Genomic DNA, 14,873 nt, shown 5'->3' on the forward strand with positions numbered 1-14,873 from the left:
GTCACTCTACAATCACCGTTTCGGGAGCCCCAATGGACATACTGCTTGGACTGATCGGCCTGACCATATTGATCGTCGTGTATCTGCGCCGCTGGTTGCTGGACAAGGAAATTCCGCAGCAGCAGGCCATGGACTTCGACGGCGAGCTGTATCAGGTTGGCGAAGCGGTGATTGCCCGCCGACGCTCGGCCAATCCGCGCTGCAGCGTGATAGTGATGCCAGGCTTCATGGAAAACTTCCTGTATTTCACCGAGTTCTATCAGGATCCTGAGATCGAGCTGATCATGCTGACCAGCGGCGACTACCATGTGCCGGTCAATGATCCGCGCTTCCAGCAGGCTTCCTGGGCCAGTACACCGCAATACCCTCTCGGCACCATTGCCTACGACGCCAGCGTACTGAATCAGGCCCTGGCGCATCTGGTCAGCACTGATCTGATCCGCGTCCATGGGCACTCACGCGGCGGCGCCGTGACGCTCGAAGCGGCTCGCCAGCGCCCTGATCTGTTCGAGCAGGTCGAGGTACTGCTCGAAGCGCCGGTACTGCCCCAGGGCCAACCTTATACTCGGATTCCAGGCCCAGCACTGTGGTTGATGCCCTATCTGCTGCTGCTCTGGCAACAGCAGCCGATCTCCGAGCGCAACCGCAAAATTTGGGGTCCGCTGGACAACCCGCGCAAGCGTGAGCTGATCATGGGGGTGCCCTTCAACCCCAAACGCTGCCGCACCATGGTGGCCAATCTCAAGGATATGGCCAACTGGATGGAAGAGCACGGCAGTGAACTGTTTGCCCATGTCAAAAGCGGCGCAATCCTGGTCCCGGGACATGACCGGGTTCTGCAACCAGCGGCCATGCTGGCCAGTGCCCGTCAGGCCGAAAATCTCCAGGTCATCGAAGTGGAAGGGGGTAGTCACTTCGTGACACCAGATCACCCTGACAGTATCCCGCCGCTGCCAGCATGAGCTACTGTTTCGAACCTATCGGCGTAGTGCACTCCTGCTTCGCTGAGAAATTCGCGATCCCGCGCCAGCCGAGCCTGGCGCCGGCTGCCCGCGCTGTCCTCGAGCTATACCCGCCGTTTGACCAGCCAGAGGCGCTGCAAGGGCTGGAAGGGATCAGTCATCTGTGGCTGCTGTTCGTATTTCACGCCGCTGCCAGCGGTCCTGAGCATCTGCGGGTGCGCCCACCGCGCCTGGGTGGCAATCAGCGCATCGGTGTGTTCGCCAGCCGCTCGACCCATAGGCCCAACCCGATCGGTCAATCGGTGGTCAAGCTCGAAGCCATTGAGCCCGGCCGTCTGCTGCTCTCTGGAATCGACCTGCTTGATGGCACCCCGGTTCTGGATATCAAGCCCTATGTACCCTATGCCGATAGCGTTGCACCGGCCTACAATCACCTGGCCGAGCAACCGCCAGCCCTGATTCCTGTGAGCTGGAGTCCCGAGGCTCTGGTCCAGGCCGATGTCGAGGCCAGTCGCTTGCACCAGCCAGTCCAGGAGTTGATCGAGCAGTGCCTGACCCAAGACCCCAAACCTGCCTATCAGCAGCCTGGCCCGGAGCGGGTCTACGGGGTGCGCTTCTGGGATATCAATGTGCGTTGGCACTACCCTGAGCCTGGGCGCATCCGGGTGCTGTCGGTCACGCCGGTCTGAGCTTTCTATAACCAAGTACCGATCAAGTGCAAGTGCATCCCCGAGTGCTCAGTTGTAGGATAGAGTCTGATCTTTACCACAACGAAAGGGGTTTCCATGTTCGATCTGGGCCATGTCGCCCTGTTACTGCTGGCGGCCGTGATCGGCACCTGGCTATGGCGTGGCCTGGGCTTGCGCGACCGGGCGCTGGGGCTGGTACGCCAGCATTGTGCCAAAACCGATGTGCAACTGCTGGACGAAAGCATCGCCCTGACCCGGCTGCGCCTGGGGCGCAATCGACACGGACGCTGGGGCTGGGTGCAGCGCTACGGGTTCGAGTTCACAGTTACCGGCGAACGGCGCTACAACGGCCACATCGAGTTGCATGGTAACCAGCTCCAGCATATCGAACTGGCACCCCATCCTTTCCCTGGGGACGACAACCCACCGCCCCACAACTATCACGACAATGTGCGACCGCTGCGATGACCGACAGTGAGCTTGCCGCGCTGTGCCTGCATCTGCCGGGCGTACGCGAGGATATCAAATGGGGCAATTACCGGGTGTTCTCGGTCGCGGACAACAAGATGTTCGCGCTGATTGATGTGCATGATCACAGTTGCTCGCTCAAGGTAGCCGATGACCTGTTTCTGGGCTATTGCGATCGCCCTGGCGTCAGCCCGGCCCCCTACCTGGCCCGGGCTCACTGGGTTACCTTGAGCTATCCCTATCCGCTACCTGAAGCCGAGTTACGCCAGCGGCTTAAGGAAGCCCATCAACTGGTGGTACGCAAGCTGCCCAAGCGTCGCCAGGTCGGCCTGCTGCTCGACTGACCGTCAGCGCCAGTTAGAGCTGGCCCTGGCCACCGCATCGTGGTCATGCAGACTTTCAGCATGCACCACCCGTAACGTGAAGCCCTCAATCAACGACCAATCCCGCAGACTGGCATGCAGCCGCCTGGCGGCATCTTCGCAGAACATCAGATTCTGACCATTGGCCAAGGCGAAGGCCTGCTCGTCGGCGCGCTTGACCGCAGTCTGCACCGCAGTACCCAGCGCCTGTTCGATCCGCTCAACCAGTTCCACCATAGGCAAGCGCTCGAAACGTGCAGGCAGCCGGACCTGTACATGAGCTTGGCTACGCTGGCTGTGTGGTGTGGCGACAATGCCCTGTGGGCTGCCCAGCCAGTCAAGCACAGCGGCATGGTTCAGCTCACGGCTGCTGAAGTCCTCGGCAAAACGCTGCTGGATCAGTTGCCGAGCCAGAGCGGCCGAGCACGGACAGGTCGATGAATAGGCCACCTGTAACCCTAGTTCCACGTGGAACCCCTGCGGCCCCAGTCGACCATGCACAACCAGCGGGTAAGCCTTCCAGCCAGCCAGCGGGCTGACCAGCGCTGGCCTACGCAGGGGCAGTTCGCCATGCAGGCTTAGTGTCGCCTGATCAGCCAGGGCGCTGTGGCTGTCCAGAAACTCCTGCAGGAGCTGCTCCAGGAACGCCCCGGTCAGCGGCTGGCGATCCAGTCTGTCGAGCGCCAGGTACAGACGCGACATGTGGATCCCCTTGGCCTCAGCCTGGCGCAGATTAACCCCGACATCGGCCTTCATCAGCAACGGAGCAACATCGTCACCCAGTACTACCCGGGCGGCAACGGCCTCCATACCGACCCAGTCGAGCGTTGCCGCGATCTGGGTCCGTTGCGCAGCGATATCGGGCAGGGTGTTGGCATTCATGGCGACCTCATAAAAGGTTATGTTATAACACTTTTATTATTTCAGCCCAAGCTGCGCACTGAGGTATGCTGTTGGCTATCACTACGGATCAGCCCCATGCTCAACGCCATCCCCACTCACTTGATCGCCGGCCCGCTCGGTGCAGGCAAGACCAGCCTGTTGCGCCATCTGCTCGGCCAGCGTCCGGAGAACGAGCGCTGGGCCCTGTTGATCAACGAGTTCGGTGAGTTAGGCATTGATGCGGCGCTGCTGGAGCAACCCGAGAGCGGCGTGCAGATCGCCGATATCGCCGGCGGCTGTCTATGCTGCGTCAATGGCGTACCGTTTCAAGTCGGTCTCAGTCGTCTGCTGCGCCGAGCCCGGCCTGACCGGCTGTTGATCGAGTGTTCCGGCCTGGGTCACCCCGCCACGCTCCAGCAGCAATTGCAGCAGCCGCCCTGGGACAGGGTTCTGCAGCTGCAACCGCTGATCATGGTGCTCGATGCCCGCCAGCCTCTGAAGCTGTCCCCGGCGCAGGCCAGCGCACTGCCGCAAGCTGGGCTGCTGGTATTGAACCGGATCAGTGACTGCTCACAGCCACCTCAGTTGCCTGGCGAGTTGAGCGGTATTGAACAGGTGAACTGTGATCACGGCGCTCTGGCGCTGGCCTGCCTGCCACAAACCGCCGAGAAAAAGCCTGGGGCCGAGCCACCGCCTGTATTGAACGCCAGCCCGGCGCCGCTGCCATTGTGGCAAACCCAGGATGACTGGCACTGCCTACAGCGTCAGCAGGACGGTTTTCACAGCATCGGCTGGCGGCTGCATCCCCAGCTCAGGGTCCAACGCCAAGCGCTGGCACAATGGCTGGCTGAACAACACTGGCTGCGGGCCAAGGGCATTTTCAATACCGAGGCCGGCTGGATGAGTTTCAACTGCCTGGCGCCCGAACCTTTGCACTGGCGCGTCAGTGACTGGCGCAATGACAACCGCCTGGAGTTGATCAGTACCGTGCCCCTTGAGCGCCAAGAGCTGGAGTCCGGCTTGCGGCGGCTGCTGCACAGCCAGTAAGGTAGGGTTTTGCCCGGATTGAAATCAATGTCGCTGCGCCTGTTGAGCTTGTTTCCCCTGTGTCTGCTTTCGACTCTGGCTATGGCTGAGGCCTGCCTGATCGAATCCAATGACGACCAGTTACCGATTCGTATGTGTCAGCAAAACCTGACCATCCCGGCGCAACTGTTCAGTGACAGCTTCTGTCAGCCGCAGATTCCTGACCGCAGTTTCCAGGTACAGATGCTCGAACAGTGTCCAGAGGGCGCCTATGGTATTTGTCAGGGCGCGCGCAGCGAAGGGGTGGCCTATCAGCAATCGATCCACTATTACAGCGATCCGGACGATGCGCCGGTATTGCAGGCTTACTGTGAGCAGATCAGCCAGGGCCGTTGGATAGAAAATCCCTGAATACCTGGGGGCATGCCCAGAGGTCTGTGTGGCTCTGGTAGGTCGCGCGCCAGAGCAAGAGCATTTACTGGGGTGGGGCCGGACGCAGGGTCAATTCACCCAGCTCGAGCTGAGCGCCGGGTTGCAGGCCCAGACGCTCGGCGCTGCCGGCAGCCAGTTCGATGACAAAACGCAGCGGCTGCTCGGCGCGGTAAATCGGGCAGGGCATGGCCTGGCACGGCGGCACCTGTTCGAAGATCTGCACCAATTGCCCCTGATCATCAACAAACAGCAGATCCAGGCTGATGAGCATGTTGCGCATCCAGATCGCCGGCCGGGTGCCGGCGGGAAAATCGAACAGCATGCCGCCATTGGTATCCAGTGCCTCACGGCCCATCAGGCCCTGCTGTCGGCTGATCGGATCATCGACCAGTTCCAGTTGAAACAACTCGTCGCCCAAGGGCAGGGCCAACCGTGGCAGCTCGGCCGCCACCCAGCTACTGACGGTTGTCAGCCAACCTGCAATCATCAGCGCCAAAACCGTGCGCATAACCCTTCCCCCAGCTGTCCAATACCCTGCTACCGCCCGGTGCGGCTGCCTAACGGTACAGATCAGCCCGGGTCCATGGCAAGTCATGACTGCCGTCGGCATGCGGTTTGACCGCCAGTATCTGGTGAATATTCATCCAATTGCGGCGAAAGCCATAGGCACATCCGGCCAGATAGATCCGCCAGATCCGCAGGGCCTTGTCGTCGATCAACGTCCTGGCTCGCTCAAGCTGTCGTTCAAGATTGTCGCTCCAGCACTCCAGGGTTCGGGCATAGTGCAGGCGCAGGCTCTCGACATCGACCACTTCCAGCCCCTGCTCGCTCATGCTCGACACCGCCATGGCCAGATGCGGTAGCTCGCCATGGGGGAACACGTAGCGGCCGATGAAGTCTCCGGCACCACGCCCCACCTGACGACCGTCGGTGTGCTTGGAGGTGATGCCATGGTTCATCACCAGCCCACCGGGCTTGACCTGGTCGTGGAGAACCTTGAAGTAGGCATCCAGATTGGCATGGCCAACGTGCTCGAACATGCCAACGCTGACCACCTTGTCGAACTGCTCCTGACCGGTCAGGTCGCGGTAGTCCTGCAGCTCCAGCTGAATATGCTGGTCGAGCCCGGCTTCAGCGTTCTTCTGCCTGGCCAGCTCCAACTGCGCCTGACTCAGGGTAATGCCATACACCTCGACGCCATAGTGCCTGGCGGCATGCCGGGCAAGACCGCCCCAGCCACAGCCGACATCCAGCAAGCGCTCCCCCGGCTGCAGCCGCAACTTGCGACACAGGTGATCCAGCTTCTGTTGTTGAGCCTGGGCCAGACTGTCATTGACCGAGTGAAAATAGGCACAGGAATAGACCATTTCCGGATCCAGCCACAGGCCGTAGAACTCGTTGGAAAGGTCGTAATGGTAGGAAACCGCTGCCGCATCGGTGTGCTTGTCATGTGCCTGGCGCTGGGGCGCTGGACCGGGATCATCGCCCAGCAACCCCTTGCTGAGCATATCGGCCACTTCAATCACATCCATGATCGGGCCATGAATTTCCATCCGTCTGGAAATGTAGGCTTCGCCCAGCTTGTCCAGACTCGGTTCGGTCAGCTCCTCAAGCAGACTAAGATCCTGAATCTCCAGGGTCACCCGTGGGTGGGGGCCCAGATCGAGGGTCGGTCCACCCTTGAGGGTCAATCGCAGCGGCAGCTGCAGGTTGCGCAAGCTAGGGGAAAGCTTCACCAGCATACGGATTCTCCTGTGTCCGTCGGCCATACCCCTTTAACTATAGAACAGGGTCGCGGCACAGGAGTGATTGCGTTTTTGTATGGTGCCCTTAGCCCAGGCCGATCAGAGGCCGCAGCTCAGCCCTGTTTCTGCGGGCGTTTCCAGCCACCAATATTGCGCTGCTTGGCCCGGCCCACCCCCAGATCACCGGCCGGAACATCCTGGGTAATGGTGGAGCCAGCACCGGTCGTGGCGCCATCACCAATCGAGACCGGGGCAACCAACGCAGTATTGGAGCCAATGAAAGCTCCCTCACCAATCCGGGTCTTGAACTTGTTGACCCCGTCGTAGTTGCAGGTGATGGTACCAGCACCGATATTAGCGCCGGCTCCCACTTCGGCATCACCGACGTAGGACAGGTGATTGATCTTGGCCCCGGCACCGATCTCGGCTTTCTTGGTCTCGACGAAATTACCAATTTTGGCCTTGGCCGCCAGGCGGGTGCCGGGCCGTAACCGGGCATAGGGGCCAACATCGCAGAGCGGGCCAACCTCAGCGCCTTCGAGATGGCTGAAGGCCTTGATCACACTGCCAGCGCCAATCACACAGTCCTTGAGCACGCAATTGGGACCGATCTCAACGTTGTCCTCAATCACCACCCGGCCTTCAAGCACCACGTTGATATCGATCAGAATGTCCCGTCCGACCTGAATGTCACCGCGTACATCGAGTCGTGCCGGATCCAGCAGGGTTACCCCCTGGACCATTAGCCGTTCGGCCTGACGGCGCTGATAGACCCGCTCCAGCACCGCCAGTTGCTGACGGTTATTGGCACCCATCACCTCGTCTTCATCCTGGGGCTGGGCTACCTGGACCGGTACTTGCTGGCTGACTGCCAGAGCCACTACATCGGTCAAGTAATACTCGCCCTGGGCATTGTCGTTGGACAGGCTGGTGAGCCATTCAGCGGCGTAGCGTCCGGGCAACGCCATGATTCCGGTATTGCCTTCACTGATTTGCAGTTGCTCAGCACTGGCGTCCTTCTGCTCGACAATCGCCTGGACCTGGCCAGCAGCATTGCGCACGATACGCCCATAGCCGGTCGGATCGGCCATCTGCACGGTCAGCAGTCCCAAGGCCTCGGTGCCGGCCTGGATGCTGAGCGCCTGCAGAGTCTCGACCCGCAGCAGCGGCACATCGCCGTACAGGACCAGAATCTGCTCGGCCGCCTCGATCTGCGGCAAGGCCTGCGCTACCGCATGACCCGTGCCCAGTTGTTCGGCCTGCAATACCCAGTTGATATCCTCGGCATCCAGCCGTTCGCGAACCAGTTCGGCACCATGGCCAATCACCACATGAATCTTTTGCGGCGCCAGCGCCCGGGCACAGTCGATCGCATGGCCCAGCATCGGCTTGCCGGCTACCGGGTGCAGAACCTTCGGCAGGGCAGAGCGCATACGGGTGCCTTGGCCGGCGGCCAGAATGACGACGTGCAGATTCATCGGCGGGTCCTTTTACGGATAACGAAGACAGGGGCGGATCATAACAAAAAAGTACTCGGGGGCTGGAGGCCCGCGGTCTTTGCCGCTTCAACAAAAAAGGCAGCCGAAGCTGCCTTTTTTGACGGGGTTAGCGGTTGTTAAGCGCCGGTCCACCGTATTTCTTGCGCATTTCCTGCACGGTACGAAGCTGGGCGGCGGCTTCAGCGAGACGGGCGGAGGCCGAACCGTAGTCAAACTCGGCGCCTTTCTCGTTAAGAGCCTTTTCTGCGGCCTTCTTCGCTTCCAGAGCGGCTGCTTCATCAATGTCGCCAGCACGGATAGCCGTGTCGGCGAGCACCTTGACCATGCTCGGCTGAACTTCCAGGTAGCCGCCAGAGATGTAGTACACCTCTTCGCTGCCATCCTGCTTGATCACCCGAACCGGGCCCGGCTTAAGGTCGGTCAGCAGTGGAGTGTGACCCGGCAGAATACCCAGATCACCCATGTTGCCATGGGCCACGACCATTTCGACCAGGCCTGAGAACAGCTCTTCTTCCGCGCTTACGATATCGCAGTGCACTGTCATAGCCATTGTTTTGCCTCGGTTCTGCGCCCGCTTGCGCGGGCGCTACCCATTACATTTTCTTCGCTTTCTCGATGGCTTCGTCAATGGTACCGACCATGTAGAACGCCTGCTCCGGCAGGTGGTCGTAGTCACCATTGAGGATGCCTTTGAAGGCCCGGATGGTTTCCTTGAGGGCAACGTATTTGCCCGGAGCACCGGTGAAGACCTCGGCCACGAAGAACGGCTGGGACAGGAAGCGCTGCATCTTACGGGCACGGGCCACCAGCTGCTTGTCTTCCTCGGACAGTTCGTCCATACCCAGAATGGCGATGATGTCCTTCAGCTCCTTGTAACGCTGCAGAACATACTGAACGCCACGGGCGGTGTCGTAGTGCTCCTGACCGATCACCAGCGGGTCGAGCTGACGGCTGGTGGAATCGAGCGGGTCAACCGCCGGGTAGATACCCAGAGAAGCGATGTCACGGGACAGTACCACGGTCGCGTCCAAGTGGGCGAAGGTGGTAGCCGGCGACGGGTCGGTCAAGTCGTCCGCAGGTACGTATACCGCCTGGATCGAGGTGATCGAACCGGTCTTGGTCGAGGTGATGCGTTCCTGCAGAACACCCATCTCTTCGGCCAGGGTCGGCTGATAACCTACCGCCGACGGCATACGGCCCAGCAGTGCGGATACTTCGGTACCGGCCAGGGTGTAACGGTAGATGTTGTCAATGAACAACAGTACGTCACGACCTTCGTCACGGAACTTCTCGGCCATGGTCAGACCAGTCAGGGCCACGCGCAGACGGTTACCCGGCGGCTCGTTCATCTGGCCGTAAACCAGGGCTACCTTGTCCAGTACGTTGGAGTCCTTCATCTCGTGATAGAAGTCGTTACCTTCACGAGTCCGCTCACCCACACCGGCGAATACCGAGTAACCGCTGTGCTCGATGGCGATGTTACGGATCAGCTCCATCATGTTTACGGTCTTGCCCACACCGGCGCCACCGAACAGACCAACCTTACCGCCCTTGGCGAACGGACACATCAGGTCGATTACCTTGATGCCGGTTTCCAACAGCTCGTTGGAGCCAGATTGCTCGGCATAGGACGGAGCCTTGCGGTGAATACCCCAGCGCTCTTCTTCACCGATGGGACCAGCCTCATCAATCGGGTTACCCAGTACGTCCATGATCCGGCCCAGGGTCTTGACCCCGACTGGAACCTGGATGGCTGCACCGGTATTGTTCACGCTCAGGCCCCGCTTGAGACCTTCGGTGGTACCCATGGCGATGGCACGTACGATGCCGTCACCCAGCTGCTGCTGAACTTCCAGAGTCAGGTTGTCGTGCTCCGGAACTTGCAGCGCGTCATACACCTTCGGCACGTCAGCACGCGGGAATTCCACGTCGATGACCGCGCCGATGATTTGAACGATACGTCCGCTACTCATTGTTGGTTCCTCTAAAAGTTTGAAACCCTGTCGTCAAACCGCGGCGGCGCCGCCGACGATTTCCGAAATTTCCTGGGTGATCGCTGCCTGACGGGCCTTGTTGTAGATGAGCTGCAAATTGCTGATGAGCTCACCGGCGTTGTCAGTCGCGCTCTTCATCGCGATCATCCGGGCCGCTTGTTCGCAAGCATTGTTCTCGACCACCGACTGGTACACCTGGGACTCGATGTAACGAGTCAGCAGGCCATCCAGCAGGCCCTGGGCATCCGGCTCATACAGGTAATCCCAGCGTTCCTGGAGTTCGTCGCTTTCCGACGCCACCAGCGGAATCATCTGCTCCACCGTGGGCTGTTGCACCATGGTGTTGATGAAGGTATTGGATACCAGGTACAGACGGTCGATACGGCCTTCGTGATAACCATCAAGCATCACCTTGACGCTGCCGATCAGGTCATTGACCGACGGCGCTTCACCCAGGTGGCTGATGGCGGCCACGACGTTACCGCCGAAGCTGCGGAAGAAGCTGGCGCCCTTGCTACCGATCACGCACAGGTCGGTTTCAACGTTGCGATCACGCCATTCCTTCATGTTTTGAACCAGTGCCTTGAACAGGTTGGTGTTCAAGCCACCGCAGAGACCACGGTCCGTGCTGACCACGATATACCCCACCCGCTTGACTTCACGCTCTTGCATGAACGGGTGGCGGTATTCCGGGTTGGCATTGGCCAGATGACCAATTACCTGACGGATCCGCTCAGCGTAGGGGCGGCTGGCGGCCATGCGCTGCTGTGCCTTGCGCATTTTGCTGACCGCCACCTTTTCCATGGCGCTGGTGATCTTCTGCGTACTTTTAATACTCGCAATCTTGGTGCGAATCTCTTTTGCGCCTGCCATGTCACACCTTTCAGGTTAGCCCTTGGCCGGGTCGCACGAAGCGGGACATGTCGCCATGCCCCGCGCTCGGCTTACCAGCTTTGGGTCGCCTTGAAGTTCTCGATGCCAGACTTGATACCGGCTTCGATCTCGTCGTTGTAATCGCCCTTCTCGTTGATCTTGGCCAGCAGATCGGCCTTGTCACGCTTGAAGTAGGCGAGCATGGCCTTCTCGAAGGCGCCGACCTTGTTGAGTTCGACATCGTTCAGGAAGCCCTTCTCGGCGGCATAGATGCTGATGGCCATTTCGGCGATCGACATCGGCGTATACTGGTCCTGCTTCATCAGCTCGGTAACACGCTGACCGTGCTCGAGCTGCTTGCGGGTCGCTTCGTCCAGATCGGAGGCGAACTGGGCAAAGGCTGCCAGCTCACGGAACTGGGCCAGCGCGGTACGAATACCACCGGACAGCTTCTTGATGATCTTGGTCTGGGCCGCACCACCAACACGCGATACCGAGATACCGGCGTTAACCGCCGGACGGATACCCGAGTTGAACAGGTTGGACTCGAGGAAGATCTGACCGTCGGTGATCGAGATCACGTTGGTCGGAACGAACGCCGATACGTCACCGGCCTGGGTTTCGATGATCGGCAGCGCGGTCAAGGAACCGGTCTGGCCTTTCACTTCACCGTTGGTGAACTTCTCAACGTACTCTTCAGAGACGCGCGAGGCACGCTCGAGCAGACGGCTGTGGAGATAGAACACGTCACCCGGGTAGGCTTCACGGCCCGGCGGACGACGCAGCAGCAGGGAGATCTGGCGGTAAGCCACAGCCTGCTTGGACAGATCATCATAGATGATCAGTGCGTCTTCGCCACGGTCACGGAAGTACTCACCCATGGTGCAGCCGGCGTAGGGCGCCAGGAACTGCAGGGCAGCCGGGTCGGAAGCCGATGCGGCAACTACCACGGTGTGCGCCAGAGCGTCGTGCTCTTCCAGCTTGCGTACCACGTTGGCGATGGTCGACTGCTTCTGACCAACGGCTACGTAGATACATTTGATGCCGGAGCCTTTCTGGTTAATGATCGCATCAACCGCCATGGCGGTCTTACCAGTCTGACGGTCACCGATGATCAGCTCACGCTGGCCACGGCCGATCGGAATCATCGCGTCAACCGACTTGTAACCGGTTTGCACCGGCTGGTCGACCGACTTACGCCAGATCACGCCCGGGGCGACCTTTTCGACCGCGTCGGTAGCCTTGGCATCAATCGCACCCTTACCGTCGATCGGATTGCCCAGCGCGTCAACGACGCGACCCAGCAGTTCCGGACCAACCGGTACTTCAAGGATGCGGCCGGTGCACTGGGCAGTCATGCCCTCGGCCAGGCTCAGGTATTCACCCAGAACCACCGCACCGACAGAGTCCTGCTCCAGGTTCAGCGCCATACCATAGACGCCACCGGGGAACTCGATCATTTCGCCGTACATTACATCGGCCAGGCCATGGATGCGCACGATACCGTCGGAAACGCTGACGATGGTGCCGACATTGCGGGCCTGGGAGCTGACATCGAGTTTCTCGATGCGCTTCTTGATAATTTCGCTAATTTCGGAAGGATTCAGTTGCTGCATGTGCCATGTCCCTCAAATCAGGATTTCAACGCCTCGGCGAGCTTTGCAAGCTTGCCGCGGACCGAACCATCGATGACCAGGTCACCCGCACGTACCAGCACACCGCCGATCAGGGCGGGATTGATGGTGACTTGAGGGGTCACTGTCCGGTCCAACCGCTTGGATAGTGCGGTTGCCAGCGTTTTCAGTTGATCTTCGCTCAGCTCGAAGGCGCTTTCGACTTCGACTGCGACGCTCCGATCGTGCTCCGCCTTGTGTTGCTCATAGAGCTCGGCGATTACCGGGATCAGGGGCAGACGGTCATTTTCGGCCAGGGTCCGGATGAAATTTCCGAACGCCTCGTCGATCTGACCTTCACACACCATGAGCAGGTCCTCGGCCTTGCGCTCACGGGTCAGACCCGGGTTGCGCACTCTATCGGCAAAAACCGCTTCGTTGATCGCAGCGCCAGCCAGAGCCAGCATGCCTGACCAGGCATCCAGCTGATTGGCTGTCGACGCGTGCTCGAAAGCGGCTTTGGCGTAAGGCCGAGCTAGCGTGTTGATAGTAGCCATCGCTCGCCTCGCTTAGAGTTGTGAGGCCAGTTTTTCGACCAGCTCACTGTGGGCCTTGGAATCCACCTCGGACTGCAGGATCTGTTCAGCACCCTTGACTGCCAGAGTGGCAACCTGGGCACGCAGTTGATCCTTGGCGCGATTCACTTCTTGTTCGATTTCGGCTTTGGCGGCCGCAATCAGGCGCTCACCTTCGGAACGTGCCTGCTGCTTGGCTTCCTCAATAATGAGGTTGGCACTCTTGTTGGCTTGCTCGATGATCTGAGTAGCCTGTTCCTTGGTCTCACGCAGGGTCTGGGAAGCTTTTTCCTGAGCGAGGCTCAGGTCACGCTGGGCGCGGCCAGCCGCATCCAGGCCTTCGGCGATTTTTTTCTGGCGTTCGGCCATGGCTGCCGTGATCGGCGGCCAGACGAACTTCATGCAAAACCAGACAAAAATAGCGAAGGCAATCGTTTGACCAAACAGCGTCAGATTAATGTTCACAGCGATTTACCTCGTGCTATTTCGTTGATACCTGGGGTGTGACGATCGATCTGACAGGGCCTGCGCCCTGCCAGTTATCGGAGTCGATCGATCAACCAGCCAGACCAGGGGCAACAACGAAGATCAGGTACATCGCGATACCAACGCCGATCATCGGCACGGCGTCGAGCAGACCGGCCATCAGGAAGGTCTTGGTCTGCAGCTGCGGGCCCAGTTCAGGCTGACGAGCAGTGGACTCCAGCAGCTTGCCGCCCAGCAGGGCGAAGCCGATACCAGTACCCAGAGCGCCCAGACCGATCATGATAGCGGCAGCGATGATTACGAGTTCCATAATTACTCCTAACTAAGTTTCAAGGTTGTAGTGCAAGGTTGTCGTTGGTTGAACAGGTTCTGACTGCGTCAATGGTCCTCATGGGCAGCGCTCAGATACACAATGGTGAGCACCATGAAGATGAAGGCCTGCAGCGGAATGACCAGGATGTGGAAGATCGCCCACGGCACGTTCAGTACCCACTGCAGGTAGAACGGCAGCAGCGCGATCAGGATGAACACCACTTCACCGGCATACATATTGCCGAACAGACGCAGCGCAAGGCTCAGCGGCTTGGTCAGCAGACCGAGAATTTCCAGGAACAGGTTGACCGGAATCAGGGCCCAGTGGTTGAACGGGGTGAAGGACAGCTCCTTCATGAATCCGCCGGTGCCCTTGACCTTGAAGCTGTAGAAAATGATCAGCGCGAACACCCCGATGGACATGCCGAAGGTGGCATTGGGATCGGTGGTCGGAACAATCTTGAAGTAGACGTCATGCGGGTCCATGCCCAGGACGTACTGACCGAACAGCACCGCCAGCTGCGGTATGTAGTCGACCGGAATCCACTTCAGCGAGTTCATCAGCAGGACCCAGACGAAGATGGTCAGGGCCAGCGGGGCGATCAGTGGATTACGGCCGTGGAAGGTATCCTTGACCATGTTCTGCACGAACTCGACAGTCATTTCGACCAGGTTCTGCAGCCCATTGGGGGTATCGACGGTGACGCGGGTAGCAACAAAACGGAACAGCCCAAGGAAGATGATCCCCATCAGGATCGACCAGCCCAGGGTATCCAGGTGGAATGCCATGAAGCCCATGTCAGCGGCTTCACTGCCACTCTTGGCCACGGTCCAGGTAGCTTCCTGCAACACAGAACCATCATAACGCTCATAACCGGCCGGCAGTTTGCCGAAGGTCAGATTCTGCAAATGGTGCTGAATATACTCTACTGATGTACTCGCCATATTCGCCTCA

General features: G+C 59.6%; 18 protein-coding genes. 6 read left to right on the forward strand and 12 right to left on the reverse strand.

Features of this window, described 5'->3' with window-relative positions:
* The first annotated feature begins 32 nt into the window (after nt 1-32).
* From C2846_RS12215 to C2846_RS12230, 4 genes are all read left to right on the forward strand, one after another.
* Complete coding sequence (locus C2846_RS12215) at nt 33-962, forward strand: alpha/beta hydrolase (RefSeq protein WP_119701559.1); 930 nt, start codon at nt 33-35, stop codon at nt 960-962.
* Nucleotides 959-1,651 carry a tRNA (N6-threonylcarbamoyladenosine(37)-N6)-methyltransferase TrmO gene (gene tsaA, locus C2846_RS12220; protein ID WP_080048979.1) on the forward strand — a complete coding sequence of 231 codons (693 nt, stop codon included), beginning with the start codon at nt 959-961 and terminating at the stop codon, nt 1,649-1,651. Before C2846_RS12215 ends, tsaA begins: the two co-directional genes overlap by 4 nt.
* A 96-nt stretch (nt 1,652-1,747) precedes the next feature.
* Nucleotides 1,748-2,119 (forward strand): DUF3301 domain-containing protein, encoded by a 372-nt coding sequence (locus tag C2846_RS12225; RefSeq protein WP_119701560.1) that lies wholly within the window; start codon nt 1,748-1,750, stop codon nt 2,117-2,119.
* Nucleotides 2,116-2,463: an MmcQ/YjbR family DNA-binding protein gene (locus tag C2846_RS12230; protein WP_119701561.1), complete on the forward strand. Its 348-nt coding sequence runs from the start codon at nt 2,116-2,118 to the stop codon at nt 2,461-2,463. Before C2846_RS12225 ends, C2846_RS12230 begins: the two co-directional genes overlap by 4 nt.
* A gap of 3 nt (nt 2,464-2,466) precedes the next feature.
* Here the strand turns inward: C2846_RS12230 and folE2 are convergent, their stop codons facing one another.
* Nucleotides 2,467-3,363 carry a GTP cyclohydrolase FolE2 gene (gene folE2 / locus C2846_RS12235; protein ID WP_080048976.1) on the reverse strand — a complete coding sequence of 299 codons (897 nt, stop codon included), beginning with the start codon at nt 3,361-3,363 and terminating at the stop codon, nt 2,467-2,469.
* Nucleotides 3,364-3,459: 96 nt separating this feature from the next.
* Between folE2 and C2846_RS12240 the strand changes: the two genes are divergently transcribed.
* Nucleotides 3,460-4,410 carry a CobW family GTP-binding protein gene (locus tag C2846_RS12240; protein WP_119701562.1) on the forward strand — a complete coding sequence of 317 codons (951 nt, stop codon included), beginning with the start codon at nt 3,460-3,462 and terminating at the stop codon, nt 4,408-4,410.
* 27 nt (nt 4,411-4,437) lie between these two features.
* Nucleotides 4,438-4,800 carry a hypothetical protein gene (locus tag C2846_RS12245; RefSeq protein ID WP_080048974.1) on the forward strand — a complete coding sequence of 121 codons (363 nt, stop codon included), beginning with the start codon at nt 4,438-4,440 and terminating at the stop codon, nt 4,798-4,800.
* A gap of 64 nt (nt 4,801-4,864) precedes the next feature.
* Here the strand turns inward: C2846_RS12245 and C2846_RS12250 are convergent, their stop codons facing one another.
* From C2846_RS12250 to atpB, 11 genes are all read right to left on the reverse strand, one after another.
* The gene (locus C2846_RS12250; RefSeq protein ID WP_165443816.1) at nt 4,865-5,329 is read right to left on the reverse strand and encodes a DUF192 domain-containing protein; all 465 of its coding nucleotides are present in this window, start codon (nt 5,327-5,329) and stop codon (nt 4,865-4,867) included.
* 49 nt (nt 5,330-5,378) lie between these two features.
* Nucleotides 5,379-6,563 (reverse strand): C17 cyclopropane fatty acid synthase CfaB, encoded by a 1,185-nt coding sequence (gene cfaB / locus C2846_RS12255; protein WP_080048973.1) that lies wholly within the window; start codon nt 6,561-6,563, stop codon nt 5,379-5,381.
* A gap of 116 nt (nt 6,564-6,679) precedes the next feature.
* The gene (gene glmU, locus C2846_RS12260; protein ID WP_080048972.1) at nt 6,680-8,044 is read right to left on the reverse strand and encodes a bifunctional UDP-N-acetylglucosamine diphosphorylase/glucosamine-1-phosphate N-acetyltransferase GlmU; all 1,365 of its coding nucleotides are present in this window, start codon (nt 8,042-8,044) and stop codon (nt 6,680-6,682) included.
* Nucleotides 8,045-8,171: 127 nt separating this feature from the next.
* The gene (locus C2846_RS12265) at nt 8,172-8,615 is read right to left on the reverse strand and encodes a F0F1 ATP synthase subunit epsilon (protein WP_080048971.1); all 444 of its coding nucleotides are present in this window, start codon (nt 8,613-8,615) and stop codon (nt 8,172-8,174) included.
* Nucleotides 8,616-8,658: 43 nt separating this feature from the next.
* Nucleotides 8,659-10,038: a F0F1 ATP synthase subunit beta gene (atpD, locus tag C2846_RS12270; protein ID WP_080048970.1), complete on the reverse strand. Its 1,380-nt coding sequence runs from the start codon at nt 10,036-10,038 to the stop codon at nt 8,659-8,661.
* Between the two features lie 33 nt (nt 10,039-10,071).
* Nucleotides 10,072-10,932, reverse strand: a complete 861-nt coding sequence (gene atpG / locus C2846_RS12275; protein ID WP_080048969.1) for a F0F1 ATP synthase subunit gamma — start codon at nt 10,930-10,932, stop codon at nt 10,072-10,074.
* A gap of 71 nt (nt 10,933-11,003) precedes the next feature.
* Nucleotides 11,004-12,548: a F0F1 ATP synthase subunit alpha gene (gene atpA / locus C2846_RS12280; RefSeq protein ID WP_080048968.1), complete on the reverse strand. Its 1,545-nt coding sequence runs from the start codon at nt 12,546-12,548 to the stop codon at nt 11,004-11,006.
* A gap of 17 nt (nt 12,549-12,565) precedes the next feature.
* The gene (locus C2846_RS12285; RefSeq protein ID WP_080048967.1) at nt 12,566-13,102 is read right to left on the reverse strand and encodes a F0F1 ATP synthase subunit delta; all 537 of its coding nucleotides are present in this window, start codon (nt 13,100-13,102) and stop codon (nt 12,566-12,568) included.
* A gap of 12 nt (nt 13,103-13,114) precedes the next feature.
* Nucleotides 13,115-13,585: a F0F1 ATP synthase subunit B gene (locus C2846_RS12290; protein WP_080048966.1), complete on the reverse strand. Its 471-nt coding sequence runs from the start codon at nt 13,583-13,585 to the stop codon at nt 13,115-13,117.
* A 91-nt stretch (nt 13,586-13,676) separates the two neighbouring features.
* Nucleotides 13,677-13,916 (reverse strand): F0F1 ATP synthase subunit C, encoded by a 240-nt coding sequence (gene atpE / locus C2846_RS12295; RefSeq protein WP_080048965.1) that lies wholly within the window; start codon nt 13,914-13,916, stop codon nt 13,677-13,679.
* A 68-nt stretch (nt 13,917-13,984) separates the two neighbouring features.
* Complete coding sequence (gene atpB / locus C2846_RS12300; RefSeq protein WP_080048964.1) at nt 13,985-14,863, reverse strand: F0F1 ATP synthase subunit A; 879 nt, start codon at nt 14,861-14,863, stop codon at nt 13,985-13,987.
* Between the last annotated feature and the right edge of the window lie 10 nt (nt 14,864-14,873).

This window comes from Pseudomonas jilinensis, from assembly GCF_003586265.1.
In the GTDB taxonomy this organism is placed as follows: domain Bacteria; phylum Pseudomonadota; class Gammaproteobacteria; order Pseudomonadales; family Pseudomonadaceae; genus Halopseudomonas; species Halopseudomonas phragmitis.